This is a genomic window from Rhodococcus oryzae, from assembly GCF_005049235.1.
Taxonomy (GTDB): domain Bacteria; phylum Actinomycetota; class Actinomycetes; order Mycobacteriales; family Mycobacteriaceae; genus Rhodococcus_G; species Rhodococcus_G oryzae.
On sequence record NZ_SUMD01000006.1, the window covers coordinates 164,530 to 187,400 of the forward strand.

The 22,871-nt window shown below is 70.0% G+C and carries 23 protein-coding genes; 10 read left to right on the plus strand and 13 right to left on the minus strand.

Features of this window, described 5'->3' with window-relative positions:
• Positions 1–83 precede the first annotated feature (83 nt).
• Both FCG67_RS14395 and trhA read right to left on the minus strand, forming a co-directional pair.
• A complete protein-coding gene (locus FCG67_RS14395) occupies positions 84–1,559 on the minus strand; it encodes a wax ester/triacylglycerol synthase domain-containing protein (protein WP_136910436.1) in 1,476 nt (491 codons plus the stop codon).
• A gap of 150 nt (positions 1,560–1,709) precedes the next feature.
• Positions 1,710–2,375, minus strand: a complete 666-nt coding sequence (trhA, locus tag FCG67_RS14400; RefSeq protein ID WP_136910437.1) for a PAQR family membrane homeostasis protein TrhA — start codon at positions 2,373–2,375, stop codon at positions 1,710–1,712.
• A gap of 166 nt (positions 2,376–2,541) precedes the next feature.
• Between trhA and FCG67_RS14405 the strand changes: the two genes are divergently transcribed.
• A complete protein-coding gene (locus tag FCG67_RS14405; protein WP_136910438.1) occupies positions 2,542–3,309 on the plus strand; it encodes an isoprenyl transferase in 768 nt (255 codons plus the stop codon).
• Positions 3,310–3,378: 69 nt separating this feature from the next.
• Here the strand turns inward: FCG67_RS14405 and coaA are convergent, their stop codons facing one another.
• Positions 3,379–4,311, minus strand: coding sequence for a type I pantothenate kinase (gene coaA, locus FCG67_RS14410; protein WP_072749537.1), 933 nt, complete (start codon positions 4,309–4,311; stop codon positions 3,379–3,381).
• A gap of 102 nt (positions 4,312–4,413) precedes the next feature.
• Here coaA and FCG67_RS14415 point away from each other — a divergent pair, with 102 nt between their 5' ends.
• The 3 genes from FCG67_RS14415 to phoH2 all read left to right on the plus strand — a co-directional run bounded on the left by FCG67_RS14415 (position 4,414) and on the right by phoH2 (position 8,641).
• Positions 4,414–5,640: a DUF885 domain-containing protein gene (locus FCG67_RS14415; RefSeq protein WP_136910439.1), complete on the plus strand. Its 1,227-nt coding sequence runs from the start codon at positions 4,414–4,416 to the stop codon at positions 5,638–5,640.
• 57 nt (positions 5,641–5,697) lie between these two features.
• Entirely contained in the window at positions 5,698–7,011 is a 1,314-nt protein-coding gene (gene glyA, locus FCG67_RS14420; RefSeq protein WP_097212358.1) for a serine hydroxymethyltransferase, read from the plus strand.
• Positions 7,012–7,261: 250 nt separating this feature from the next.
• Positions 7,262–8,641, plus strand: coding sequence for an RNA 5'-3' helicase PhoH2 (phoH2, locus tag FCG67_RS14425; RefSeq protein WP_136910440.1), 1,380 nt, complete (start codon positions 7,262–7,264; stop codon positions 8,639–8,641).
• Between the two features lie 44 nt (positions 8,642–8,685).
• Here the strand turns inward: phoH2 and FCG67_RS25575 are convergent, their stop codons facing one another.
• A complete protein-coding gene (locus tag FCG67_RS25575) occupies positions 8,686–8,808 on the minus strand; it encodes a hypothetical protein (RefSeq protein WP_269589428.1) in 123 nt (40 codons plus the stop codon).
• A 168-nt stretch (positions 8,809–8,976) separates the two neighbouring features.
• Here FCG67_RS25575 and FCG67_RS14430 point away from each other — a divergent pair, with 168 nt between their 5' ends.
• Positions 8,977–10,866: a DEAD/DEAH box helicase gene (locus FCG67_RS14430; protein WP_246045075.1), complete on the plus strand. Its 1,890-nt coding sequence runs from the start codon at positions 8,977–8,979 to the stop codon at positions 10,864–10,866.
• On the plus strand, positions 10,863–11,441 hold the full coding sequence (locus tag FCG67_RS14435; RefSeq protein ID WP_136910441.1) for a hypothetical protein: 579 nt from the start codon (positions 10,863–10,865) through the stop codon (positions 11,439–11,441). The genes FCG67_RS14430 and FCG67_RS14435 overlap by 4 nt, the downstream gene beginning before the upstream one ends.
• Before the next feature lie 41 nt (positions 11,442–11,482).
• On the opposite strand, the gene FCG67_RS14440 is transcribed toward FCG67_RS14435, so the two are convergent.
• A complete protein-coding gene (locus FCG67_RS14440; protein WP_136910442.1) occupies positions 11,483–11,968 on the minus strand; it encodes a limonene-1,2-epoxide hydrolase family protein in 486 nt (161 codons plus the stop codon).
• 94 nt (positions 11,969–12,062) lie between these two features.
• On the opposite strand from FCG67_RS14440, the gene FCG67_RS14445 reads away from it, so the two are divergent.
• Together FCG67_RS14445 and FCG67_RS14450 are read left to right on the plus strand one after the other, a co-directional pair.
• A complete protein-coding gene (locus FCG67_RS14445) occupies positions 12,063–12,716 on the plus strand; it encodes a L,D-transpeptidase family protein (RefSeq protein WP_169310531.1) in 654 nt (217 codons plus the stop codon).
• A gap of 30 nt (positions 12,717–12,746) precedes the next feature.
• Positions 12,747–13,283, plus strand: a complete 537-nt coding sequence (locus FCG67_RS14450; RefSeq protein ID WP_136910443.1) for an ester cyclase — start codon at positions 12,747–12,749, stop codon at positions 13,281–13,283.
• Positions 13,284–13,286: 3 nt separating this feature from the next.
• Here FCG67_RS14450 and FCG67_RS14455 read toward each other — a convergent pair whose 3' ends face one another.
• The 3 genes from FCG67_RS14455 to FCG67_RS14465 form a co-directional block, all read right to left on the minus strand.
• Positions 13,287–14,690: a class II fumarate hydratase gene (locus FCG67_RS14455; protein ID WP_136910444.1), complete on the minus strand. Its 1,404-nt coding sequence runs from the start codon at positions 14,688–14,690 to the stop codon at positions 13,287–13,289.
• A gap of 90 nt (positions 14,691–14,780) precedes the next feature.
• Complete coding sequence (glpX, locus tag FCG67_RS14460; protein WP_097212364.1) at positions 14,781–15,821, minus strand: class II fructose-bisphosphatase; 1,041 nt, start codon at positions 15,819–15,821, stop codon at positions 14,781–14,783.
• Positions 15,822–15,937: 116 nt separating this feature from the next.
• Positions 15,938–17,215: a hypothetical protein gene (locus FCG67_RS14465; RefSeq protein ID WP_211243207.1), complete on the minus strand. Its 1,278-nt coding sequence runs from the start codon at positions 17,213–17,215 to the stop codon at positions 15,938–15,940.
• A 100-nt stretch (positions 17,216–17,315) separates the two neighbouring features.
• Here FCG67_RS14465 and FCG67_RS14470 point away from each other — a divergent pair, with 100 nt between their 5' ends.
• Positions 17,316–17,885, plus strand: coding sequence for a DUF4245 domain-containing protein (locus FCG67_RS14470; RefSeq protein WP_136910445.1), 570 nt, complete (start codon positions 17,316–17,318; stop codon positions 17,883–17,885).
• A gap of 22 nt (positions 17,886–17,907) precedes the next feature.
• On the opposite strand, the gene FCG67_RS14475 is transcribed toward FCG67_RS14470, so the two are convergent.
• Entirely contained in the window at positions 17,908–18,549 is a 642-nt protein-coding gene (locus FCG67_RS14475; protein ID WP_136910446.1) for a Dabb family protein, read from the minus strand.
• Positions 18,542–18,889 carry a hypothetical protein gene (locus tag FCG67_RS14480; protein ID WP_136910447.1) on the minus strand — a complete coding sequence of 116 codons (348 nt, stop codon included), beginning with the start codon at positions 18,887–18,889 and terminating at the stop codon, positions 18,542–18,544. Before FCG67_RS14480 ends, FCG67_RS14475 begins: the two co-directional genes overlap by 8 nt.
• Before the next feature lie 198 nt (positions 18,890–19,087).
• Between FCG67_RS14480 and FCG67_RS14485 the strand changes: the two genes are divergently transcribed.
• Positions 19,088–20,707 (plus strand): amidohydrolase, encoded by a 1,620-nt coding sequence (locus FCG67_RS14485; protein ID WP_136910448.1) that lies wholly within the window; start codon positions 19,088–19,090, stop codon positions 20,705–20,707.
• A 13-nt stretch (positions 20,708–20,720) separates the two neighbouring features.
• Here the strand turns inward: FCG67_RS14485 and FCG67_RS14490 are convergent, their stop codons facing one another.
• Genes FCG67_RS14490 through FCG67_RS14500 form a run of 3 tightly spaced genes read right to left on the minus strand, consistent with a single transcriptional unit; the run spans position 20,721 to position 22,836 of the window.
• On the minus strand, positions 20,721–20,942 hold the full coding sequence (locus FCG67_RS14490; RefSeq protein WP_037176321.1) for an exodeoxyribonuclease VII small subunit: 222 nt from the start codon (positions 20,940–20,942) through the stop codon (positions 20,721–20,723).
• Positions 20,939–22,213: an exodeoxyribonuclease VII large subunit gene (xseA, locus tag FCG67_RS14495; protein WP_136910449.1), complete on the minus strand. Its 1,275-nt coding sequence runs from the start codon at positions 22,211–22,213 to the stop codon at positions 20,939–20,941. The genes FCG67_RS14490 and xseA overlap by 4 nt, the downstream gene beginning before the upstream one ends.
• Entirely contained in the window at positions 22,210–22,836 is a 627-nt protein-coding gene (locus tag FCG67_RS14500; protein ID WP_136910450.1) for a lipid droplet-associated protein, read from the minus strand. The genes xseA and FCG67_RS14500 overlap by 4 nt, the downstream gene beginning before the upstream one ends.
• Positions 22,837–22,871: the final 35 nt, after the last annotated feature.

The window sequence follows — 22,871 nt, forward strand, 5'->3', positions numbered from 1 at the left end:
TCAAAACGGTAACAACGAGTTAATGGTTGTGTTGTGAAATCGCAAAGTTTTGTGACCTTTGGTAACGGTCGGGTCGCGACGGTTCAGATGCAGACCTTGCGGGCTCGCTCCGCGAGGTCGCGGAGCGAGTCGCGCAGGAGGTCCCGGTAACGGTCCGTGTCGGGCATCATCGCGGCGTCCGTGCTGAAGGACACCGCGACCTCGTCGCCGCGGGAGGACACGATCAGGTGCCGAAGGCCCGAGCCGTCGAGGATCTCGAGGATGCCGAACGTCCGGACCAGCGGAGCCGAGCGCAGCAGCAGGTCGTCCCCTGCCCACGGGACGTTGCTGATCATGGTGTTGTAGCGCTCGACGGTGGGGCCGGAGTGGTTCATGAGGGCCTTGGCTCGGCCGGCGAGCCGCAGCAAGAGTGCCGGCGAGGACTCGATCCGCCGCGCCGCGCGTCGCACGTGTTCGTTGCGGCTGCGCTGCTTCTCCATGCGCACGGCGGCGCCGATCGCCCGCAGCCGGTCGAGCGGGTCGCCGATGTCGGTGTGCAGATCCACCGCCATCAACGCGAGGTGGGTCGCGCGGGGGCCCTCGGGGCCGTCCGCGACCCCCTTTCCGGTGCCGCGCAAGGACATCGGGACCATGGCGGCCAGCGAACTGTCCGGTGACTCGTCGTGCTCGGACAGGTAGGTGCGGAGCGCGCCCGAGATCGTCGCCAGCATCACGTCGTTGACCGTCGCGCCGTCGGCCGCCGCCTGTGCCGCCCTGATCTGGTCGCCGGGAAGGATCACCAGATCGAAGGTCAGCCCGGCTGAGATCGGTCGGTTGAAGCGGCAGGACGGGCGCGACCGCGTGGGTTCGACGATGGTCCCGTCGGCCACCTCCGCCCGGACGCGCTCGTCGGCGGCCCCGGCCGCCGCGAGTCCGCGGCGAAAGCGCCAGCACTGCACCGGGAGTGAGGCGATCGCGCGCGCCACCGCGGTCGTGGTCGACCAGTCGCGCGGCCGGATGGGGACGGGTGGGTGCGCGGTGTCCGGCCCGAACAGTCGTCGCCCGAGGTCGCGTGTGGCGATCCCGTCACCGGCGCTGTGATGAAACTTCAGCACGGCCGCCGTCATGCGGTCGGGGTCCCCTGGAGCCGTCCGGTCGCAGCGCAGGCTCCGTTCCCGCGTGGTGACGCCGGTGACGAAGTGCAACTCCCACGGGGGGCGCGCCAGGTCGATCGGGGCGTCTGCGATACGGGAGATCTGTCGCCGCAAGGGATCCCAGCCCGGGGCCTCGACCGGCGACACGTGGACGTGGTCGCGCAGGTTCATCCGGGGGTCGGGCGCCCAGTACGGCAGGTCGAGGTCGAGCGGCACCCGTCGAAGCCGGCGCGTGAACATCCCGGCGTGGCCGAGGCGCTCCCGCATCCAGGCGATTGCCTCGGGTTCGGTCAGTGGCGCTGCCTCGGCGGACGTGTCGAACAGGTACACGACGACGATGTTCGAGCGGTGACGTGACGACTCGCTGTACACGAACTCGGCATCCTGCGGCGCCAACTGCGTGACCCCGGCCCCCGACGCCCTCACCGCTCTCCCTCCCGTGCGCGCGGAGCGGCGGACCGGTGCAGGGCCCGCCGCGGTTCGTGTCCCAGGCTAAGCACATCGCGCCGTCCTGGGGCCACAATGCGCCAAAATCGGCCGGTGCCCGATCCGGCCCGGGGGCGCCGTCGGGCGTGCTCAGCCGAGGACGACGAGCCATACCGCGATGTAGTGGCACAGTGCCGCGATCACGGTGCCGGCGTGGAAGAACTCGTGGTGGCCGAAGGTGTCGGGCCAGGGGTTCGGCCACTTCGTGGCGTAGAGGATGGCGCCGACGCTGTAGAGCACCCCGCCGACCGCGAGCAGGATCAGCGGCAGCCAGCCGACCTCGTCGACGAGCTGTCCCGCGACCGGCACGATCGCCCATCCGAGGATCAGGTAGAGCGGGACGCCGACCCAGCGCGGCGCGGTGGGCCACAGCATCTTCAGCGCCACCCCGGCAAGTGCGCCTGCCCACACCACGGCCAGCAACGTCCGGCCGGTCGCGGGCGGCAGCGCGAGCAGCGCAAACGGCGTGTAGCTGCCGGCGATGAACAGGAAGATCATCGAGTGGTCGGCGCGCTTCATCCAGATCCGGCCGCGTGCGGTCGCCCAGTGCACCCGGTGGTACGTGGCACTCACGCCGAACACCCCGCACACGGTCACGGAGTAGATCGCGGTCGCGACGGCGGCCCTCCCGGATTCCTGGGCGGCGACGGCGACGAGCACGGCGCACGCGATCACCGCGACCACGAATGCCCACAGGTGGATCCAGCCCCGCATCCGCGGCTTCACCGGCGGCGCTGCGAGGTCGAGTTCGGACATTGCTGCTCCCGGACGGTCGTGAACCTACGGTTGCGTAGGTTCGGGTGTCGGTGGCCACTGTAGCGGCCACCGGAACTGCCGGAAACGGGGTGAGACGACGATTACAGCGGCGGCCGTCGGGGCCGCACCCGGGCCGCGTAATGTGGGCTCTCGTGGTGATGTCCAGGTGAAGGTCCCGAACCTGCTGTACAGCATCTACGAGCGACGCCTGCGCCGTCAGCTCGAGGGGCTCCAGCACCCGCGACACGTCGCGGTGATGTGCGATGGCAACCGTCGATGGGCCAGGGAGAACGGCTTCACCGACGTCAGCCACGGTCACCGGATGGGTGCGCTGAAGATCGCCGAGATGCTCGGCTGGTGCGATCAGGCCGGCATCGAGATGGCCACCATCTACCTGCTCTCCACCGAGAACCTGCGGCGCGAACCGGAGGAGCTCGACACCCTCCTCGAGATCATCACCGATGTGGTGGAGGAGATCTCGGGTCCCGGGCAGAACTGGAGCGTCAAGATAGTCGGCACCCTCGACCTGCTCCCGGAGGAGCAGGCGCGGCGTTTGCGGGAGGCCGCCGAGCGCACCGCGGGTCGCACGGGCACGCACGTCAACGTCGCCGTCGGCTACGGCGGTCGGCAGGAGATCGCCGACGCCGTGCAGTCGCTGCTGCGCGAGAAGCTCGACGAGGGGCTGTCCGGGGACGCGCTGGTCCGGGCGATGTCCGTGAAGGGCATCGACGGCCACCTCTACACCTCGGGGCAGCCTGATCCGGATCTGGTGATCCGCACCTCGGGGGAGCAGCGACTGTCAGGCTTCCTGCTGTGGCAGAGCGCGTACTCCGAGATCTGGTTCACCGAGGCGTACTGGCCGGAGTTCCGGCACGTCGACTTCCTGCGCGCGCTGCGTGACTACGCGGCCCGGCACCGCCGATTCGGCGCATAGGCGCTTCGCACCTGTGCGTGGTTGACGAGTCTCAGGACTCGTCAACCACGCACGGGCGGCGTAGCCGCCCTACAGCTTGCGGAGCCGCAGCCGGTTGATGGAGTGGTCGGCGTCCTTGCGTAGCACCAGCGTGGCGCGCGGGCGGGTCGGCAGGATGTTCTCGACCAGGTTCGGCCGGTTGATCGAGTTCCAGATGTCGTCCGCGGCCAGCGTGGCGTGCTCGTCGGACAGCCCGGAGTAGTGGTGGAAGTGCGACGTCGGGTCCGCGAACGACGTCTTGCGCAGCGCCAGGAATCGCTTGATGTACCAACGCTCGATGTCCTCGATCCGCGCGTCGACGTAGATGGAGAAGTCGAACAGGTCCGAGACCATCAGCCGCGGTCCGGTCTGCAGGACGTTGAGGCCCTCGATGATCAGGATGTCGGGCTGGCGCACCAGGTGGTATTGGCCGGGCAGGACGTCGTACGAGACGTGTGAGTACACCGGCGCCGCGACCTCTTCCGCGCCGGACTTGACCTCGGTGACGAAACGCAGCAGCTTGCGGCGGTCATAACTCTCGGGAAAACCCTTGCGGTGCATGAGGCCCCGGCGCGTCAGCTCGGCCGTCGAGTACAGGAAGCCGTCGGTGGTGACCAGATCGACGCGCGGGTGGTGATCCCAGCGCGCGAGCAGGGCCTGCAGCACGCGGGCGGTGGTGGACTTGCCCACCGCGACACTGCCCGCCACGCCGATCACGAAGGGCACCTGCCGATCCGGGTGCTTCTCGCCGAGGAACGTCGCGGTGGCGGCGAACAGGCGCTGCCGCGCGGCCACCTGGAGGTGGATGAGTCGGGAGAGCGGCAGGTAGACCTCGGCGACCTCGTCGAGGTCGATCTGCTCGCCGAGTCCGCGCAGGCCGAGGAGTTCTTCCTCGGTGAGCACGAGCGGTGTCGACTTACGCAGGGTTCGCCATTGCTTGCGGTCGAACTCGACGTAGGGGCTGCTCTCGCTCACTCGTGCCATGCGCGCACCTGGATCTCGCTCTGCATAGTCGGATTGTGCTCGACACCACTGTGCGCGGCGGCGGCGGGTCGGACAACTCGCCGATGGTTAGGGTGGACGACCATGGACCCCGTCGCACTCGTCCGCGAATACCTGCTGCTCGGACTCGGTTTCGACCGGCTGGAGGAGGGCTTCGTCGACGCCTTCACCGGCGACCAGGCGCTGCGCAGGCAGGTGGAGAATGCGCCGCCGCCCGATCCGCGCCTGCTCGCGCGCCGCGCCGCCGAATTGCGTGACGAGGTGGCCGGTTCCGGGTTGCCGGCCGAACGGGCCGCGTTCCTCGACGTGCACCTGCGCGCGCTCGAGTGCTCCGCGCGGAAGTTCGCAGGCGAGCAGATCGGCTTCGTCGACGAGGTGCAGGCCTACTTCGACGTGCGCATCGAGCCGGGCTCCGAGGACGAGTACCGGGCGGCGCACCGGGCGATGGACGAGGTGCTGGCGGGCGACACCGCACGCCCGCTCGCCGAGCGGCTGCAGGCGCACCGCGCCGCCGACGAGATCCCGCCGGAAAGGCTGCCGGAGTGCGTCGAGGCCTTCTCCAGCGCGCTGCGCGACCGGGTGCGGGCGGAGTACGCGCTGCCCGAGACCGAGCGGGTCGAGTACGAGGTGGTCGGGGACAAGCCCTGGTCCGGGTTCAACTACTACCTCGGTGACTACCGGTCGAAGGTGGCGATCAACTCCGACCTCAAGCAGCACATGGCGAACCTGCCGCACTTGATCGCCCACGAGTCGTATCCCGGCCACCACACCGAGCACTGCCGCAAGGAGGCTGGACTGGTCGGGGCGGGGCAGGCCGAGCAGACCCTGTTCCTGGTCAACACGCCGCAGTGCCTGATGGCGGAGGGTCTGGCGGACCACGCGCTCGGCTCGATCGTGGGGTGGAGTGGAGCCGGCGGAACTCCCATGGGCGCAGGCTGGGGGCCGTGGGCCCAGGAAATCTACGCGGACCTGGGGCTGCGCTTCGACGGCGAACGCGCGGAGCGACTGGCGAACGCGTCGGCCTCGCTGCTCGGGGTCCGGCAGGACGCGGCCCTGCTGCTGCACGACCGCGGCCGCAGCCAGGACGACGTCGCGGCGTTCCTGCAGCGGTGGACTCTGTCCACGCCGGAGCGGGCCAGGCAGACGCTGCGGTTCCTGTCCGACCCGCTGTGGCGCGCCTACATCAGCACCTACGTCGAGGGCTACCGGCTGCTCGGGAGCTGGCTCGACCGCGGCGCCGACGCGGCCGGCCGATCCGAGTTGTTCCGGCGGTTGCTGGACGAGCCGCTGATCCCGTCTGCTCTGCGCTGACAGCCATTGCCTAGACTGAGCGTGCCCCTGCCGTAGCTCCCGCTTGGAGATTCCTCGATGACCGCTGTGCCCAGCACCGACGTCAACAATGCCTCGCTCGCCGAACTCGATCCCGAGGTCGCGGCCGCGATGAACGGCGAGCTGGCCCGTCAGCGCGACACCCTCGAGATGATCGCGTCCGAGAACTTCGTGCCGCGCGCGGTGCTCCAGGCCCAGGGCAGCGTGCTGACCAACAAGTACGCCGAGGGCTACCCGGGCCGTCGCTACTACGGCGGCTGCGAGCACGTCGACGTGATCGAGGACCTGGCGCGCAACCGCGCCAAGGAGCTCTTCGGTGCCGAGTTCGCGAACGTCCAGCCGCACTCCGGCGCGCAGGCGAACGCCGCGGTGCTGATGGCGCTGATGAACCCGGGCGAGAAGCTGCTCGGCCTCGACCTGGCGCACGGCGGCCACCTGACGCACGGGATGAAGCTCAACTTCTCCGGCAAGCTCTACGACGTCGCGTCCTACGGGGTCAGCAAGGAAGACCACCGTATCGACATGGACGAGGTCCGCAAGATCGCGGTCGCCGAGAAGCCGAAGGTGATCGTCGCCGGCTGGTCCGCGTACCCGCGGCAGCAGGACTTCGCCGCGTTCCGGTCCATCGCGGACGAGGTCGGCGCCTACCTGTGGGTCGACATGGCGCACTTCGCCGGGCTCGTCGCCGCGGGCCTGCACCCGTCGCCCGTTCCCTACGCGGACGTCGTGTCCACCACCGTGCACAAGACCCTCGGCGGCCCCCGCTCCGGCCTGATCCTGGCCAAGCAGGAGTGGGCCAAGAAGATCAACTCCGCGGTGTTCCCCGGCCAGCAGGGCGGGCCGCTCATGCACGCCATCGCCGCGAAGGCCGTCTCGCTCAAGATCGCGGGCACCGAGGAGTTCAAGGACCGTCAGGCCCGCACCCTGTCCGGCGCCCGGATCCTGGCCGAGCGCCTCACCGGCGCCGACGTCGCGGACAAGGGCATCTCCGTGCTCACCGGCGGCACCGACGTGCACCTGGTCCTGGTGGACCTGCGCAACTCGGCGCTGGACGGCCAGCAGGGCGAGGATCTGCTGCACGAGGTCGGCATCACCGTCAACCGCAACGCGGTGCCCTTCGACCCGCGTCCGCCGATGGTCACCTCCGGCCTGCGCATCGGCACCGCCGCGCTGGCGACCCGCGGGTTCGGCGACGCGGAGTTCACCGAGGTCGCGGACATCATCGCGACCGCGCTGGCGCAGGGCTCGGACACCGATTTCGCCGCGCTGCGCGCCCGGGTCTCGAAGCTTGCCCTCGACCTGCCGCTGTACGAGGGCCTCGAGGACTGGGGCCTGCTCTCCAAGACGGTCTAGCCCCTGAGCTGGAGTTAACGACGCGTTCATCGGCGCCCTGCGTGTTGCGAGTGCAGCAGGGCGCCGATCGCAGTAGCGTCCCCGGTAACAGGCAGCGGACGAGTTGCCTGTCCGGGAGGTTCTGATCGTGGCTGAAATATTCAGTGCGAGGGGGCCGGCGCCCGGCCCTCGTGCGGATTGACGCACCAGGGACGGACCGGCCCAGCGAACTGAAGTTTGCGCGGGTGCCGCGCAGACGTAGGAGCCTCACGTGACCGCAACTCGCTCCGTATCTGCCCATTCCGGACATGCCGGGAACTCCCCGAGGTCCGCATCCACGAAGTCTCCCGAACGGTCAGTTCGCACCTACGTACTCGACACCTCGGTTCTGCTCTCGGATCCGTGGGCCGTCACGCGTTTCGCGGAGCACGAGGTGGTGCTGCCCCTCGTGGTCATCGGGGAGCTGGAGGGCAAACGCCACCACCACGAGCTGGGATGGTTTGCCCGCGAGGCGCTTCGGATGCTCGACGACCTGCGGATCGAGCACGGACGGCTGGATCAGCCGGTTCCGATCGGCTCCGACGACGGCACGCTCCAGGTGGAGCTCAATCACACGGACCCCTCGGTCCTCCCGATCGGATTCCGCACCGACTCAAACGATTCCAGGATTCTGGCCTGCGCTCTCAACCTCGCCGCCGAGGGCAAGGAAGTGGTCCTGGTCAGCAAGGACATCCCCCTGCGGGTCAAGGCGGGCGCGGTGGGTCTGCCCGCCGACGAGTACCACGCGCACGATGTGGTGCCGTCGGGATGGACGGGGATGGCCGAACTCGACGTCGCCTCTTCCCGGATCGACGAGATGTTCTCCGAGGGGGTCGTCGACCTCGATGAGGCACGAGAACTGCCCTGTCACACCGGAATCCGGCTGATGGGTGGCAGCTCCAGCGCGCTGGGCCGGGTGACCCCGGACAAGCGGGTGCAGCTGGTGCGCGGCGAACGGGAGGCCTTCGGCCTGCACGGCCGCTCGGCCGAACAGCGGATCGCCCTCGACCTGTTGCTCGACGAGAGCATCGGCATCATCTCGCTCGGCGGCAAGGCCGGTACCGGCAAGTCGGCACTCGCCCTGACCGCCGGGCTGGAGGCGGTGCTCGAGCGTCGCACCCATCGGAAGGTGGTCGTGTTCCGGCCGCTGTACGCGGTCGGCGGACAGGAGCTCGGCTACCTCCCCGGCAGCGAGAGCGAGAAGATGGGGCCGTGGGCGCAGGCGGTGTTCGACACCCTCGACGGCCTGGCGAGCCCCGAGGTGATGGACGAGGTGATCAACCGCGGGATGCTGGAAGTGTTGCCGCTCACCCACATTCGCGGCCGGTCGCTGCACGACTCGTTCGTGATCGTGGACGAGGCCCAGTCCCTCGAGCGCAATGTGCTGCTCACGGTGTTGTCCCGGCTGGGCACCGGGTCGCGGGTGGTGCTCACCCATGACGTCGCCCAGCGCGACAACCTGAGGGTCGGCAGGCACGACGGCGTCGCCGCGGTGATCGAGAAGCTCAAGGGGCACCCGCTCTTCGCCCACATCACGCTCACCCGCAGCGAGCGGTCGCCGATCGCGGCCCTGGTGACCGAGATGCTCGAGGAGTTCGGCCCGACCGCCTGACATGCGGGGTGGGGAGGCCCGGTCTCTCGGGCCTCCCCATTCTGCTACTGCTGCGGAGCCTGGTCCTGGGCAGGCGTCTGGGCCGTCTTGTCCGTGCCGCGGAGCTTGCGCCACTGGGTGGTGGCGACGTACTTGATGAGCAGGCCGTAGTTGCGGAGCTTTTCCATCATGGGTCCCTTCGGTACCGGATCGGTAAGTCGATCCGGTGAATTCTATGGGGCGACAGACACGCCGGATCGACACCCGTCAATGTCGGGATGAACACACCTCACCAGGGCTTTTCGAGGCACCTGTCAATGGCGCGTACCGCCGGGGCGTCCGTACCATCGGCGGGCGTGCACGGTGAGAGCGAAGTGATCGACGCGTATTCGGACTGGGTTCGCCCTGGCCTGCTGCAGGCGACCTTCATCCCGGTTCTCGGGGCGATGGCGTGGTGGGGCACAGACGATATTGCCGCCGAACTGGCTCGGTTCGGTCTGCCGCAGGGGCGGGCGGCGAGCTGCCGGTTCGCGGTTCCCGTCGGCGGCGCCGTCGCGGCCCGCACGGTCGATGCGCGACTGATCGATCTGGTGGACGTGCTGCCCGCGTTGCGGGCGATGGACCCGGACGGCGGCGCCGGGGGATCCGTCCGGTCGTGGTGCGCGGCCGCGCATCTCGCGAGCGGGGACCGGGCGGCGAGCGACGAGCTCGCCGCGCAGATGCCCGCCGCGGCCCACGCCCTGTTGAACGGGGACGAGTCGGCGATCCACACCGCGACCGCCCTGCTGAGCAGTTTCATCTCGGCGGCGCGGACCACCGAGGACCTGGCGACGGCGCACATTCGCGCCACGCTGCGGCCGTACCAGGTCCAGGGTGTCGCCTGGCTCTTGGCTCTCGAGGAGGTGGGCGGCGGCATCCTCGCCGACGAGATGGGGCTCGGCAAGACATTGCAGGCCATCTGCGTGCTCGCCACCCGAAACGAGCTGGGTCCCCACCTCGTGGTGTGCCCGACCTCGGTGGTCGGGAACTGGCGTCGCGAGCTCGCACGGTTCGCCCCCGACGTTCCGGTGATCGTCCATCACGGCGCGGGCAGGGCGCTGCCTGCGACGGTGGATCCCGGGACCGTGGTCCTGACCAGCTACGGACTGCTCCGCTCGGACGTCGACCGACTGTGCGAAGCGGCCTGGGACGTAGTCATATTCGACGAGGCCCAGCAGATCAAGAATCCCGATTCCCTCGCGGCCAAGGCGGCGGCACGGCTGTCCGCGCGGATTCGGGTCGCCATGACAGGTACCCCGGTCGAGAACCGGCTCGACGAGCTGTGGTCGATCTTCCGCGCGGCCAATCCGGCTCTGCTGGGCACCAGGGCGCGCTTCCGTCAGCGGTTCGTCGTTCCGATCGAGTCCCGACGATCGGCGACGGCCGCGGCCCGGCTCGGCGCCCTCATCGCGCCACACGTGCTGCGGCGCACCAAGGCCGAGGTGGCCACCGAGCTGCCGGACAAGCAGTACTCGACGGTCGCGTGCACGCTGTCCGAGGAGCAGACCCGGCTGTACCGCCAGGCGGTGGAGCGCGCGTTCGACGCGGGGCTCGGTAGCGGAATCGCCCGGCGCGGCAACGTGCTCGCTTTGCTGACCACCCTCAAGCAGGTCTGCAACCATCCCGAACAGCTCCTCGGCGACGGCGGCACGCTGCGCGGCAGGTCGGGCAAGTTCGATCGGACCACCGAGATGCTCTCGGAGATAGTCGAAGACGGCGACCGGGCCCTGGTGTTCACCCAGTACCGCACGATGGGGGAGTTGCTGTCGACGCACCTGACCGCCGAGCTCGGGGTCGGCGAGATCCCCTTCCTGCACGGTGGTCTGAGCGCGCGATCGCGCGATCGGATGGTCGAGGAATTCCAGGACGGCCCGGATGCGGCACCGGTCCTCGTTCTGAGTCTGCGCGCGGCGGGATTCGGACTGAACCTGACCCGAGCCAGCCATGTCCTGCACTACGACCGATGGTGGAATCCTGCGGTCGAGGACCAGGCCACGGACCGGGCGCATCGGATCGGCCAACGCCGAACCGTGAACGTGTACACCCTCGTCACCGGCGGCACCATCGAGGACCACATCGCCTCGATGCACGAATCGAAGCGTGCTCTGGCGGAATCGATTTCGGGGAACTCGGAGGTCGCGCTTGCCGAGCTGGCCGACGGCGAGCTGCGCTCGCTGCTCGACCTCGACACGGTGGGTGCTCGATGACGGCGGCGGAGTTCGGGGCGACGGCGTGGGGGCGGGCCTGGCTCCGCACGATCGAGTCGATGGCAGCCTCGGCGCCGAATGCGCAGCTGCCCCAGGCCCGGAGCCTCGCCAAGGGCGGCGCGGTGAGTGTGACGGGCATGTCGGCGGGCCGGGTGTGCGCGGAGGTGGCGGCGAGGCAGAAGTCCCACGCGGTCACCATCGAGGTGCCGCGCTGGGACGATGCCGCACTGGCACGGGTGCGCGAAATGCTCGGCGCGGCCGGGCACGGCGACGCCGGTGCATCCGGTGATCTCCCGGATGCACTGGTGGCGGAGCTGCAGGGCGCGGGCATCGCGGTGGCGGCGACACCGGCGGAGTGCGGGTCGACGTGTGCCTGTACGAGCCGCCGGACGCCGTGCCTGCACCACCTGGCGACCGTGTACGCCCTCGTCCAGCTGATCGACGAGGAACCGGCGCTGGCCGTCCGGCTACGGTCCGACGACTCGGTCGTGTTCGGCTCAGCGGGCCCCGGCTCGCTGGAGCAGTTGGACTGGATCGCCCTGTCCGAGGTGGACCCGGCGTCGTTCTACGGCTGACGGGACGCAGCTCGTCCGTTCGCTCAGCAGGCGTTCGCTTCTCACGCGTCCAGCGCGGCGGCCTCGCTGAGGTAGCCCGTGTCGCGTCCGCCGCGCCTGCCGGTCAGGGCCCTGGCGACGCCGACCGCGATGCCGCGGATGACATCGCGGACGCTGAAGTAGTCCCGCCACACCACGATCTTGCCGTCGCGCAGCTCGAACGTGCCGCACACCCAGAACTCGGCGTTGATCGGTCCCGCGCCGAGCAGGTCGGTGCGCTCGGTGAGGACCACGCCGTTCTCGCCCGCCGCGTGATGCACGATCACGTCGAACCGCAGGCCGGGGCGGGCGAGCTGCCGCAGCACCCGGGTCACCAGGGGGTAGCCGCGCAGGATCGGCAGCGAGACGTTGTGCCAGGCGATCTCGGGGTGCAGGTATGCAGCCGCGGTGTCGACATCGGCCCTGGCCAGGGCGGCCAGGAACGCGCGCACCACCCGGACATCGGCGGGTGTGTCGACGGAACTCGGTTCGATGGTTGCAGGGCTCATGTCGATCCGATCGCTCGTGTGGTCGGGGGTGACGGTATCCCGACCGTACCGGCCAGGTGCTTGACCGCGCGGGCCTCGCGGGACACCATGTGGTGTGCGCAAACTGGCGAGCGCGATCCTATCGACCGTCATCGCAACGGTGCTGGCGCTGCTGTGTGCGCCGCACGCTCTGGCTCAGGGGCCCTGGTTCGACGGGGCCGTCGGAGGGGCCACCCAGGTCATCAGCGTTCGCGGGTCGGGCGGCTCGAATGCCACCCTGGAGGCCTGGCAGCGCTCCCCACTCGGTTGGCACCGGATCTCCCCGAGCCTGCCCGCGCAGGTCGGGGCGGACGGGTTCACGGATGCGGCCGCGGACGGGGTCCCCGCGACCCCGGAGGGCGTGTTCAGCCTGGACGCGGCGTTCGGTACGGCCGGGAACCCCGGCGGCGGCCTGCCGTACCGGAAGGTGGGTCCGAACGACTGGTGGGACGGCGACCCGGACAGCGCGACCTACAACACGCATCAGGTCTGCGCGCCGGGGTCATGCGCCTTCGACGAGTCGGCCAGCGAGGAGCTGGAGATCCCCGCCTATCGCTACGCGGTGGTGATGGGCGTCAACAAGGAGCGGGTGCCCGGCGGCGGCGGCGCCTTCTTCCTGCACGTCTCCAACGGTGAGCCCACGTTGGGCTGCGTCGCGGTGAGCGAGGGCGCACTGGTCTGGCTGATCCGGTGGCTGCAGCCGGGTGCGGTCATCGCCATCGCGGACTGAGCAACGTTCGTCGACTGCCGGGAGGCCGGAGTGAACAGCGATCGATCCACCCCCTCGGCGGACGCGAAGTCGATCGCCGTGCGCAGCATCGAGTTGGTCGCCGCGGGCAGCCGCGAGGACTTCGACGCCATCATCCATCCGGATGCCGTCAACCACGAGACCAAGACCGAGCCGCCGCACACCCGGGTCCGCGGACCGGGATCCTGGCATGCGACCGCGCTGTGGCTGCGCCGGCCGTTCGCGGACCTGCACTTCGAGATCCGGAACGTGGTGGCGGACGGAGACCTCGTCGCCGTCGAGGTGACCATGAGCGGTCGCCACGTTGGGCTGTTCCTGAACTTCGACGATGCCGGCGCCGTCGCCGGGGCCTTCCCGCCGACGGGCCGGAGTTTCGCTGTCACCCAATCACATTGGGTTCGACTCGAGGACGGCCTGGTGATCGAACACTGGGCCAACCGCGACGATCTGGGCATGGCCGAGCAGCTCGGCTGGTTGCAGCCGAGCCCGGCCTACCTGGCGCGGATGCTGTGGGCCAAGCGGCGCGCGCGCAAGTCGCCGCCTGCCTGACCGCTACTCCTGGACCTTCGCCATCGCGAGGACGTCGAGACGGCGGTCGAGCTCCGCCTCGGTCAGCTTCTCGGGAACCAGCCCGCGGTCGATCACCGTCTGGCGGATCGTCTTGCGCTCCTTGAGCGCCTCCTTCGCGACGGCGGCGGCCTCCTCGTAGCCGATCGCGGAGTTCAGTGGCGTCACGATCGACGGCGACGACTCCGCGAGCGTCTTGAGGTGATCGGTATTGGCGACAAGGCCCGAGACGCACTTGTCCGCGAACAGTCGGGAGACGTTGGCGAGCAAGCGAAATGACTCGAGCAGGTTCCTGGCCATCATCGGGATGTACACGTTGAGCTCGAAGGCGCCTGCCGCGCCACCCCAGGCGACGGCCGCATCGTTGCCCACGACCTGCGCGGCGACCTGCGTGACCGCTTCCGGCAGAACGGGATTCACTTTGCCGGGCATGATCGACGAGCCGGGCTGCAGGTCGGGGAGCCGGATCTCGCCGAGTCCGGTCAGCGGGCCCGACCCCATCCAGCGGATGTCGTTCGCGATCTTGGTGAGCGAGACCGCGATCGTCCGCAGTGCGCCCGATGCCTCGACCAATCCGTCGCGGGCGGCCTGAGCCTCAAAGCTGTTGCGCGCCGGGGAGAGTGCGTCGATCCCGGTGGTCCGGACGAGTTCGGCGACCACCAAGGGCCCAAAGCCGTCGGGGGCGTTGAGTCCGGTGCCGACCGCGGTGCCACCGATCGGTAGCTCGCCGAGCCGGGGGAGGGCAGACATGATCCGCTCGATGCCTGCCTCGACCTGCCGGGCGTAGCCGCCGAATTCCTGTCCGAGGGTGACCGGCACGGCATCCATGAGGTGGGTCCGCCCGGACTTGACGACGGACTTCCACTCGGCGGCCTTGTCGAACAGCGCCAGCCGCAGATGGTCGAGCGCGGGGATCAGCGCCTTCACCGCGGACTCCGTCGCGGCGAGGTGGGTCGCCGTCGGGAAGGTGTCGTTCGAGGACTGCGACATGTTGACGTGATCGTTGGGGTGCACCTCGACGCCGTTCGCCTTCGCGATCGACGCGATGACCTCGTTGGCGTTCATGTTGGAGCTGGTGCCCGAACCCGTCTGGAACACATCGATCGGGAACTGGTCGTCGTGCCTGCCCTCGGCGATCTCCTCGGCGGCCGCGATGATCGCGTCGGCCTTGACGGCGTCGAGCAGGCCGAGGTCCTTGTTGACCTGCGCGCAGGCGGCCTTGAGCAGGCCCATCGCCCGGATCTGCGCGCGCTCGAGGCCGCGGCCGCTGATCGGGAAGTTCTCCACCGCGCGCTGGGTCTGGGCCCGCCACAGCGCGTCGATCGGGACTCTGACCTCGCCCATGGTGTCGTGCTCGATGCGGAACTGGGATTCGGCGTTCTCAGTCATACCTAGCAGCTTGCCACTCAAGCGGCTGCGCCGCCTGTGAGTCCTTTTGGCCCCTATACGGGCCAAAAGGACTCACAGGCGCGTAGCGCCTTACGGCATGGGGAACTGGGCGTCCGGGTCGCCGTCGAAGTCGACCGAGGAGTACTCGCGCAGCTTCGACAGGCGGTGGTAGGCGTCGATCATCCGGACGGTGCCGGACTTGCTGCGCATCACGATCGACTGGGTGTGCGCGCCGCCGCCGCTGTAGCGGACGCCGCGCAGCAGGTCACCGTCGGTGACGCCGGTCGCGGTGAAGAAGACGTTCTCGCCGGAGACCAGGTCCTCGGTGAGCAGCACCCGATCCAGGTCGTGGCCCGCGTCGATGGCCTTCTGGCGCTCGGCGTCGTCGGTCGGGGCGAGCCGGCCCTGCAGCGCGCCGCCCATGCAGCGCATGGCGGCGGCGGCGATGATGCCCTCGGGGGTGCCGCCGATGCCGATCAGCATGTCGGTGCCGGAGTCGGGGCGGGCCGCGGCGATGGCTCCTGCGACGTCGCCGTCGGAGATCAGCCGGATCCGGGCGCCGGTCGTGCGGACGTCGGCGATCAACTGGGCGTGCCGGGGCCGGTCCAGGATGCAGACGGTGACGTCGGAAACCGAGGACTTGCGGACCTTCGCGATGCGCTTGATGTTCTCCGCGACCGGGGCCGTGATGTCGATGACATCGGCGGCGTCGGGGCCGACGGCGATCTTCTCCATGTAGAACACGGCCGACGGGTCGAACATGGCGCCCCGCTCGGCGACCGCGAGGACGGAGATCGCGTTCGGCATGCCCTTGGACATCAGCGTGGTGCCGTCGACGGGGTCGACCGCGAAGTCGCAGTCCGGGCCGTCGCCGTTGCCGACCTCTTCGCCGTTGTAGAGCATGGGCGCCTCGTCCTTCTCGCCCTCGCCGATGACCACGACGCCGCGCATGGACACGCTGCTCACGAGCTGACGCATGGCGTCGACGGCGGCACCGTCACCGCCCTCCTTGTCGCCCTTGCCGACCCAGCGGCCCGCGGCCAGCGCGCCCGCCTCGGTGACGCGGACCAGCTCCATCGCCAGGTTGCGGTCCGGCGCCTCGCGGCGACTCGATGGGGTGCTGGCCGTCATGTGCGGTGCCTCCTAGTGGCAGGCGCATGCGGCGCCGCCATAGTTTCCGTCGGGGAAGTCAGGGTTCGACTCGAGCGTGATTGTCTCATCACCGGTGGCCCGCTGATGAGGCTGGGCTACGGCAGCCGCTCGAGCGACCATCCCGTGCTCAGATCGCGGAGCAGGTCGGGGGCGCGGTGCACCGCTCGCTGCTGATCGGCGAACTGACGGAACGGCTGGGTGAGCAGCGCGGCGGCCACTCCCGGTCGATCCTCGGCGAGGCGCCGATAGGCGACCGCGATGTCTCCGGCGATGTACGTCCAGCGCGGTCCGCGATCCGCCCAGTTGAAGTCGGGCAGCGGCGCCCGCAGCCGGTAGGTGGCGCCTGCGGCCTCGCCGGTGACCGATACCGGGGCGAACACCCCCGGGGCCTGTGAGCCGGGGACCGAGGGCTTCGCGGCGATGGTCGTCACATAGGTCAGGGCCCGCCCGACGCCGCCGCGTGCCGCCGACGTGGCATCCCACTGGTCGGCGACGACCTGGTTCTGTTCCCGGTCCGCCATCCGGACCATGGCATCGGCGTAGCCGGCCGGGGTGCCGGAGTAGATGCCCGCCCACGCGGCCCTCGCGTTGTCGTCGAGCAGGCCCGCCGCGTCGAGTTCGTCGACGGCGGCCGGGCCGCCCGTGAGGTACGCCTCGTGCATCGGGACCATGTCGAAGAAGATGTGCTTCTGCATGATCAGCAGGCGCTTCTGGTACCAGTCCAGATCCTGCGCCGTCACGGTCGGGCCGACGGTCGCGAGCACCCGGGCGTCCGGCGGCAGCAGCGCCGTCGCCGCCCCGGGCAACGCGCCGGTGGCCGCGGCCACCGCGCCGCCGATGCCGCGGACGGCGTCGACACCGAGCGCCGCGCGGCCCATGTCGAGGTCCCAGAAGCCGCCGGTGAAGGAGGCGCCCGCCATCCCCGCCATCCCGGCCCAGTACAGCTCGGTGCGGGCGCGCTGGTACCGGCCGTAGTTCTCGTACACCCGGTCCACCAGCGTGGCGTTGGCGGCGAGGCCGGTGTTCGGGTCCCAGGTGGCCAGGTCGATGCCCGCCGCCCTTGCGCCGCGGGCGAGCCAGTACTGGTGCAGCAGTGCGGAATAGCGGCCGGCAGGCACGCCTGCCGCCCGAGCGGCGTCGAGCGAGTCGCCGAGGACGGCGGGGTCGGTCGGCAGCAGGGGGTCGAGGCCGCCCGCCTGCTCGGCCTTCGCGTTGGCAGGCGTGATGTCGAGCAGTGCGGCGTAGCCGGCGGGCTGGGCGACTGCCGCTGCAGGCGCGGCCGTGGCCACCGCGGCGAGGCCGAGCGCGAGGAGCACCCCGCGGATCGCGGCGGTACGAAGGGCAGGCAGGCGGATGAAGATCCTCGAACGCATGCCGGACATCTAACAACATATATTTGATTTCCGGCGGTGATTGCGCCCGCCGGTGGGAACCGCCGGACCTCGGCGGATGCGCGGCTGGGATACTAGCTGCGTGGCCGAGAAGAAACCCCGGATTCTGCAGAACAACAAAGACATGATGTGGTCGATCATCCCGCTGGTCCTGTTGTGCCTGATCGTCGCCGGGGTCGCGAGTCGCTGCTCGTTCAGCCCGGGCGGTCCCACCTCCGGGCCGGTGCCGCAGTTCGACGTCGACGCGTCGCTCAAGTACGACGCGGGTGTGCTCGGGTTCCCGGTTCGCGACCCCGCCGTGCCCGAGGACTGGCAGCCCAACTCCGGCAGCCGCGGAGTGGTGGGCGGTGACAGTGGCGGCGACGTCACCACCGTCGGCTACATCACCTCGAAGGGTCGCTACCTGCAGCTGAGCCAGAGCGCGGCGACCGAGGAGGCGCTGGTGCCCTGGGTCGCGGGCGACCTGCGCAGCCCGACGGGTGTCGCCCCGGTCGCGGGTGATCGGTGGGTGGAGTACGCCGAGGAGGGCAGCGAGCCGATCTGGGTGACCGATCTCGGCGACGTCCGGGTCCTGATCAAGGGCAGCGGCACGACCGAGGAGTTCACCGAGCTCGCCACGGCCGTCGACGCGGCCCAGCCGCTGACGCCCTGATCCGGTCCCTCAGCCCGGTCCGCTAGACGGCCGAACCGTCGAGCGCGCAGAAGCTGTGGCAGACCCGGTCGCGGACGATCACGTCCGGGCACTCCGGGTCGAACCACCGGTCGATGTACGCCCAGTGCACGGGGTGCGCGAGGTAGGGGCCCATCAGTCCCTGCAGGTCCGTGAACTCCTGTTCCCACACGTGCGTCCACGGCGACGCGCCCTCCGCCCGCGACACCCGGCTGAGCTGCCAGGACCGGATCGCGGGGACGTGGCGGGGCATCCGGAGCAGCTCGTCCTCGAATTGCTCCACCACGGTGTCCGCCGCGCCGGGATCCACCCGTAGCAGCAGCGTCCGGTAGACCCCGCCCTCGGCCCCGACCCCGAGCCGTCCGCGTGGCTCGCCGCGGTACTCGACGCCGTCGACGCGGTCGACGACCGCGGGATCGAGGAGCGCATCGACGGCAGGTTCGGCCGCGCGCCATCGATCCTCGGCATCGAACTGGAGATGTGCGAGCAGGTCACCGCCGTTGCGGACACCGGGCAGCGTCGGCTGGATCAGCGCGCGGTGCGCGCCCGACTCGATCGCGGTGCGGCGCAGGTCGTCGGCCAGCCGGGCTCGGACGCCGTCATCGACGTCGGGGCGCTGGTGAATGAGCTTGGTGATCTTAAACATCGGTCAACCCGTCCACGTCCTGTGAGGCGGAGGCCATCGTGCGGGTGCGCTCGAGCACCAGCTCGTCCATCCGTGTCCACCATTGACCGAGGCTGGGGTCCGGGCGTCCCTGCCACGTCATCCGCCACCAGCCCTCCGCGCCGTCGAGCGTCCAGGTGACGGTGATCGTGTTCGACTCGTCGTCGAACCAGACCGGCGGACTCACCAGCACGTGCTCGAGAGTCATCCCCCGTCCGCGGGCTCCGGGGGCGTACTCGGCCAGGTACGCGTCGACGAATTCTCGTGCGCGCCCTGGCCTGGTGACGACCCGGTCGATGACGTACACCTTTTCGCCTGCCATGCGCCGAGGCTAGGGAGTCGCCGGTGACAGGGGCAGCGGGCGATCCCGCTCATCGGGAGTCCGCTCAGCGGACGACCGGTACGAGGACCGGGTTGTCGGGGAACAGTGCCCACACTCTTCGCGCAATTCGACAGGTTTCGCGCATCGACGCCGCAGACTGTGAGAGGTATCCGGAAGTGTCAATTTCTCGGAGGCGACATGGACCTGATCTTCACCAACGGAATCGTTGTCACGATGGATGAGTCTCTGCCCGTTGCGGAAGCGCTCGCGGTGCGCGATGGGCGGATCGCCGCGGTGGGGGCGGCGGAGGAGATCCTCGCGCTGCGGACCGCCGACACGGAGGTCGTCGATCTCGGCGGACGGGCCCTGCTTCCCGGTTTCGTGGAGGCACACGGCCACCCCTCCATGGACATGACCCGTTACGCGGACACCGTCGTCGACATCCGTCCCGTCATCGTTCCGGACGCGGACGCGGTGATCGCCCTCATGCGGGACACCCTGGCGAGCGCGCCCGCGACCGTGCCGCTCATCTTCAGCGGGCTCGATCCGTTGCTCCAATCGGGGTTCCCCGAACCGACCAGGCCCTGGCTCGACGAACTCGCCGGGGAGCGGCCGGTTCTGGTGATGCACAACTCGGGTCACCTCGCCTGGGCGAACACGGCGGCGCTGAGGCTGTCGGGTCTGCCTGCGGACGCACCGGATCCGACCGGCGCGCATTTCGAGCGTGACGCCGACGGGAAACTGACAGGCAAGGCGTACGAGGTCCCGGCGATCTTCGCCCTCGCGGGCCCCATGCAGAGCCGGGACGTCGACCCGGCGGCCCTGTGGCGTGCCGAGTTGCAGGGGCTGGCCGCGCGTGGCATCACCACGATCGCGGACCTCGCGTTCTCGCCGCACCAACTGCCGCTGATGCGCACCCACTACGCGGGCGATCACCCCCTCGTCCGGTTGCGGACGTACGAGATGTCCACCGCCGAAATGCGTTCCGAGTCGTCACCTGACGACGGTGACGACGCGTTCCGGCAGATCGGCATCAAGCTGTGGGTCGACGGGTCGCCATGGGTGGGCAACATCGACACCTCGTTCCCGTACCTCAACACCGACGCGACGCTCAACGTGATCGGCCTCGGGCACGACCACCGAGGCCAGGCGAACTACACGGGCGAACAGCTCGCGGCGATCGTCGGCGCGTACTTCCCGCTGGGGTGGCAGATGGCCTGCCACGTCCTCGGCGACCGCGGCGTGGACACGATCCTGGACGTGTACGAGGCCGCGCTGACCGAGCATCCCCGAGCCGATCACCGGTTGCGCTTGGAACACTGCGGGGCGATGACCGCGGCCCAGTTTCGGCGGGCCGCCCGGCTGGGCGTGACCTGCAGCCTGCTCATCGACCACCTCTACTACTGGGGCGATGTGCTCGTCGACGGGCTGTTCGGCGAGGAGGTCGGCTCGCACTGGATGCGCGCGCGCTCAGCCCTCGACGCGGGCATCAGGATCTCCCTGCACAACGATTCGCCGGTCACACCGGTCGAGCCGCTGCGCAACATCTCCGTCGCGGTCACCAGGACCAGCCGCACCGGACGGGTCCTCGCGCCGGAGGAGCGCATCACCGTCGAGGAGGCACTGCGCGCCCAGACGATCTGGCCCGCGCACCAACTCTTCGCCGACGAGATCATCGGGACGCTGGCCGCCGGCAAATACGCCGACCTGGTCGTGCTGTCCGCCGACCCCCGCGCCGTGGATCCCGCCGCGATAGCCGATCTCACGGTGGAGGCGACCTACCTGGCCGGCCGCGCGACCTACTCGGCGAGCAGCTGAGACCGGCTCCGCGCTACCGCGGGTCGCCTTCGTCGTCGGCGTGCGAGAGCGCCTTCTCGACCCGTGCCCGCGCCCCCGCGAGGTGCTCCTCGCAGCGCTTGGCCAGCGCCTCGCCGCGCTCCCACAGCGCGAGGGAGTGGTCGAGGTCGAGGCCGCCCTGCTCGAGCATTTTGACCACGTCGGCCAGCTCGTCGCGCGCGGCCTCGTAGCCGAGCTCCGATACCGGTTGGCTCACTGTGCTTCTCCTGACTTGTCCTTGCCCATGACGGCGGCGATGACCGCGCCGTCGGCGACCCGCACCCGCAACTGGGTGCCGGGCGGGGCGTCTTCCACCGAGCGCAGCACCTCCGGATCCGACCCGGGCACCACCTTCTGCACCACCGAGTACCCGCGGGCGAGCGTCGCCGCAGGCCCGAGGGTGGTCAGCCGGGCCACGAGGTGCTCGACGACGGTGGCCTGACCGGCGACCAGTCGGTTGACGTCGCGCCTGCCGGCCTCGCGCAGCCGCGCGATCTCCTCGGCCCGCCGCTCGACGGCGGCGAGCGGGTCGGCGAGCACCGGCCTGCTGCGAAGATCGGCCAACGACCGCGCCTCGCGTGCCACCCAGTTCCGCAGTGCGGCCGCGCCGCGAGCCCGGAACTCGGCGACCAGGGCCTGTTCGGCGAGTGCGTCGGGGACCACCCGCTTGGCGGCGTCGGTCGGCGTCGCGGCGCGCACGTCCGCGACGTGATCGCACAGCGGGTTGTCCGGTTCGTGGCCGATCGCGCTGACCACCGGGGTGGTGCACGCGGCGATCGCGCGGCACAGGGTCTCGTCGGAGAACGGCAGCAGGTCCTCGACGCTGCCGCCGCCGCGCGCCAGGACGATCACCTCCACCGCCGGGTTCGAGTCCAGCTCGGCCAGCGCCGCGACGATCTGCGCGGTTGCCGTCGGACCCTGCACCGCGGTGTTGCGGATCTCGAACTGGACGGCGGGCCAACGTTTTCCGGCGACGCTGAGCACGTCACGCTCGGCGGCACTGGCCCGGCCGGTGATCAGGCCGACGGTGTGCGGGAGGAACGGCAGCGGCCGCTTGAGCCGCGGATCGAACAGGCCCTCAGCCGCGAGCAGCGCGCGCAGCCGCTCGATCCGGGCGAGCAGTTCGCCGATCCCGACGGCCCGGATCTCGGTGACGCGCAGGGACACGGTGCCGCGGCCCGTGTAGAAGGACAGCTTGCCGAACATCACGACCCGGCTGCCCTCGGTCAGCGGGACCGGGGAGTCGCGGATCAGCGCGGGGGAGCAGGTCACCGACAGCGACATGTCCACGGAGGCGTCACGCAGCACCAGGAACGCGGTGCGGGTGCCGGGACGGATGTTGATCTGGGTGATCTGGCCCTCGACCCAGATGCTGCCGAGGCGATCGATCCACTGCGAGACCTTGGTCGCGACGGATCGGACCGGCCACGGGTGCTCGGGCGAGTTCGAGGTCGGCGCGCCCGTCTGGCTCGGCTGGACGGAGCTCACTTGGCCTTGGCGCTGGTGATCCGGTTACCGAGCATTGTCTGGAACGGGGCGCGGGCGCGGGCGGCGTTCTCGTAGGCCAGCAGGGCATCGAGCTCCTCGACCGACAACGTCCGCAGCCGCGCCCGGAGCTGGGCGAGCGTGAGGTTGTCGTAGTCCAGGTACTCGGCGATCTCGGGCCGCGCTGCCGCCGGCTTTGCCTTCGTCGACGCGGGCGTGCCGTTGGCGGACTTGTTCGCGGCCGCCATTTCGGGTGCGCCCGTCGCGGGCGCCGCCGCAGGCGCGTCAGGCTCGGACTCCGGCTGCATCGAGTACAGCGCGAACCGGCCCTGGTTCGCGGGCTTGGCCGCCGCGCCGTCGCCGCTTGACGGCGCGGGCGCGGCGTCCTCGTCGAAGACCGCCCACTCCGGCTGCTCCTCGTCCTGGTGGAAGAGCATCGAGAACGCCTGATCGCCCTTGATCGCCAGCGCAGTCATCGACTGCTGGACGCGCATGGTCGTCTGCAGCATGTGGCTGATGGTGGTCATGGGGAGCGCGACCGCGGTGTTCGGCAGCTTCTGCACCTCTTCGACAACCGTGACGGCGATCCCGGCAGCGACCCGCGCAGCGAAAGGGGGACGAATCATGGCCCTAAGACTGCCTGACGAATGCCCCTTTTGGT

Excerpts from the sequence above, each read along its gene's own strand:
- trhA (WP_136910437.1), bottom strand. The coding sequence starts at position 2,375 with ATGTCCGAACTCGACCTCGCAGCGCCGCCGGTGAAGCCGCGGATGCGG.
- coaA (WP_072749537.1), bottom strand. The coding sequence starts at position 4,311 with ATGGCACGAGTGAGCGAGAGCAGCCCCTACGTCGAGTTCGACCGCAAG.
- FCG67_RS14415 (WP_136910439.1), top strand. The coding sequence starts at position 4,414 with ATGGACCCCGTCGCACTCGTCCGCGAATACCTGCTGCTCGGACTCGGT.
- glyA (WP_097212358.1), top strand. The coding sequence starts at position 5,698 with ATGACCGCTGTGCCCAGCACCGACGTCAACAATGCCTCGCTCGCCGAA.
- FCG67_RS25575 (WP_269589428.1), bottom strand. The coding sequence starts at position 8,808 with ATGGAAAAGCTCCGCAACTACGGCCTGCTCATCAAGTACGTCGCCACC.
- FCG67_RS14435 (WP_136910441.1), top strand. The coding sequence starts at position 10,863 with ATGACGGCGGCGGAGTTCGGGGCGACGGCGTGGGGGCGGGCCTGGCTC.
- FCG67_RS14440 (WP_136910442.1), bottom strand. The coding sequence starts at position 11,968 with ATGAGCCCTGCAACCATCGAACCGAGTTCCGTCGACACACCCGCCGAT.
- FCG67_RS14455 (WP_136910444.1), bottom strand. The coding sequence starts at position 14,690 with ATGACTGAGAACGCCGAATCCCAGTTCCGCATCGAGCACGACACCATG.
- glpX (WP_097212364.1), bottom strand. The coding sequence starts at position 15,821 with ATGACGGCCAGCACCCCATCGAGTCGCCGCGAGGCGCCGGACCGCAAC.
- FCG67_RS14465 (WP_211243207.1), bottom strand. The coding sequence starts at position 17,215 with ATGCGTTCGAGGATCTTCATCCGCCTGCCTGCCCTTCGTACCGCCGCG.
- FCG67_RS14475 (WP_136910446.1), bottom strand. The coding sequence starts at position 18,549 with ATGTTTAAGATCACCAAGCTCATTCACCAGCGCCCCGACGTCGATGAC.
- FCG67_RS14480 (WP_136910447.1), bottom strand. The coding sequence starts at position 18,889 with ATGGCAGGCGAAAAGGTGTACGTCATCGACCGGGTCGTCACCAGGCCA.
- FCG67_RS14485 (WP_136910448.1), top strand. The coding sequence starts at position 19,088 with ATGGACCTGATCTTCACCAACGGAATCGTTGTCACGATGGATGAGTCT.
- FCG67_RS14500 (WP_136910450.1), bottom strand. The coding sequence starts at position 22,836 with ATGATTCGTCCCCCTTTCGCTGCGCGGGTCGCTGCCGGGATCGCCGTC.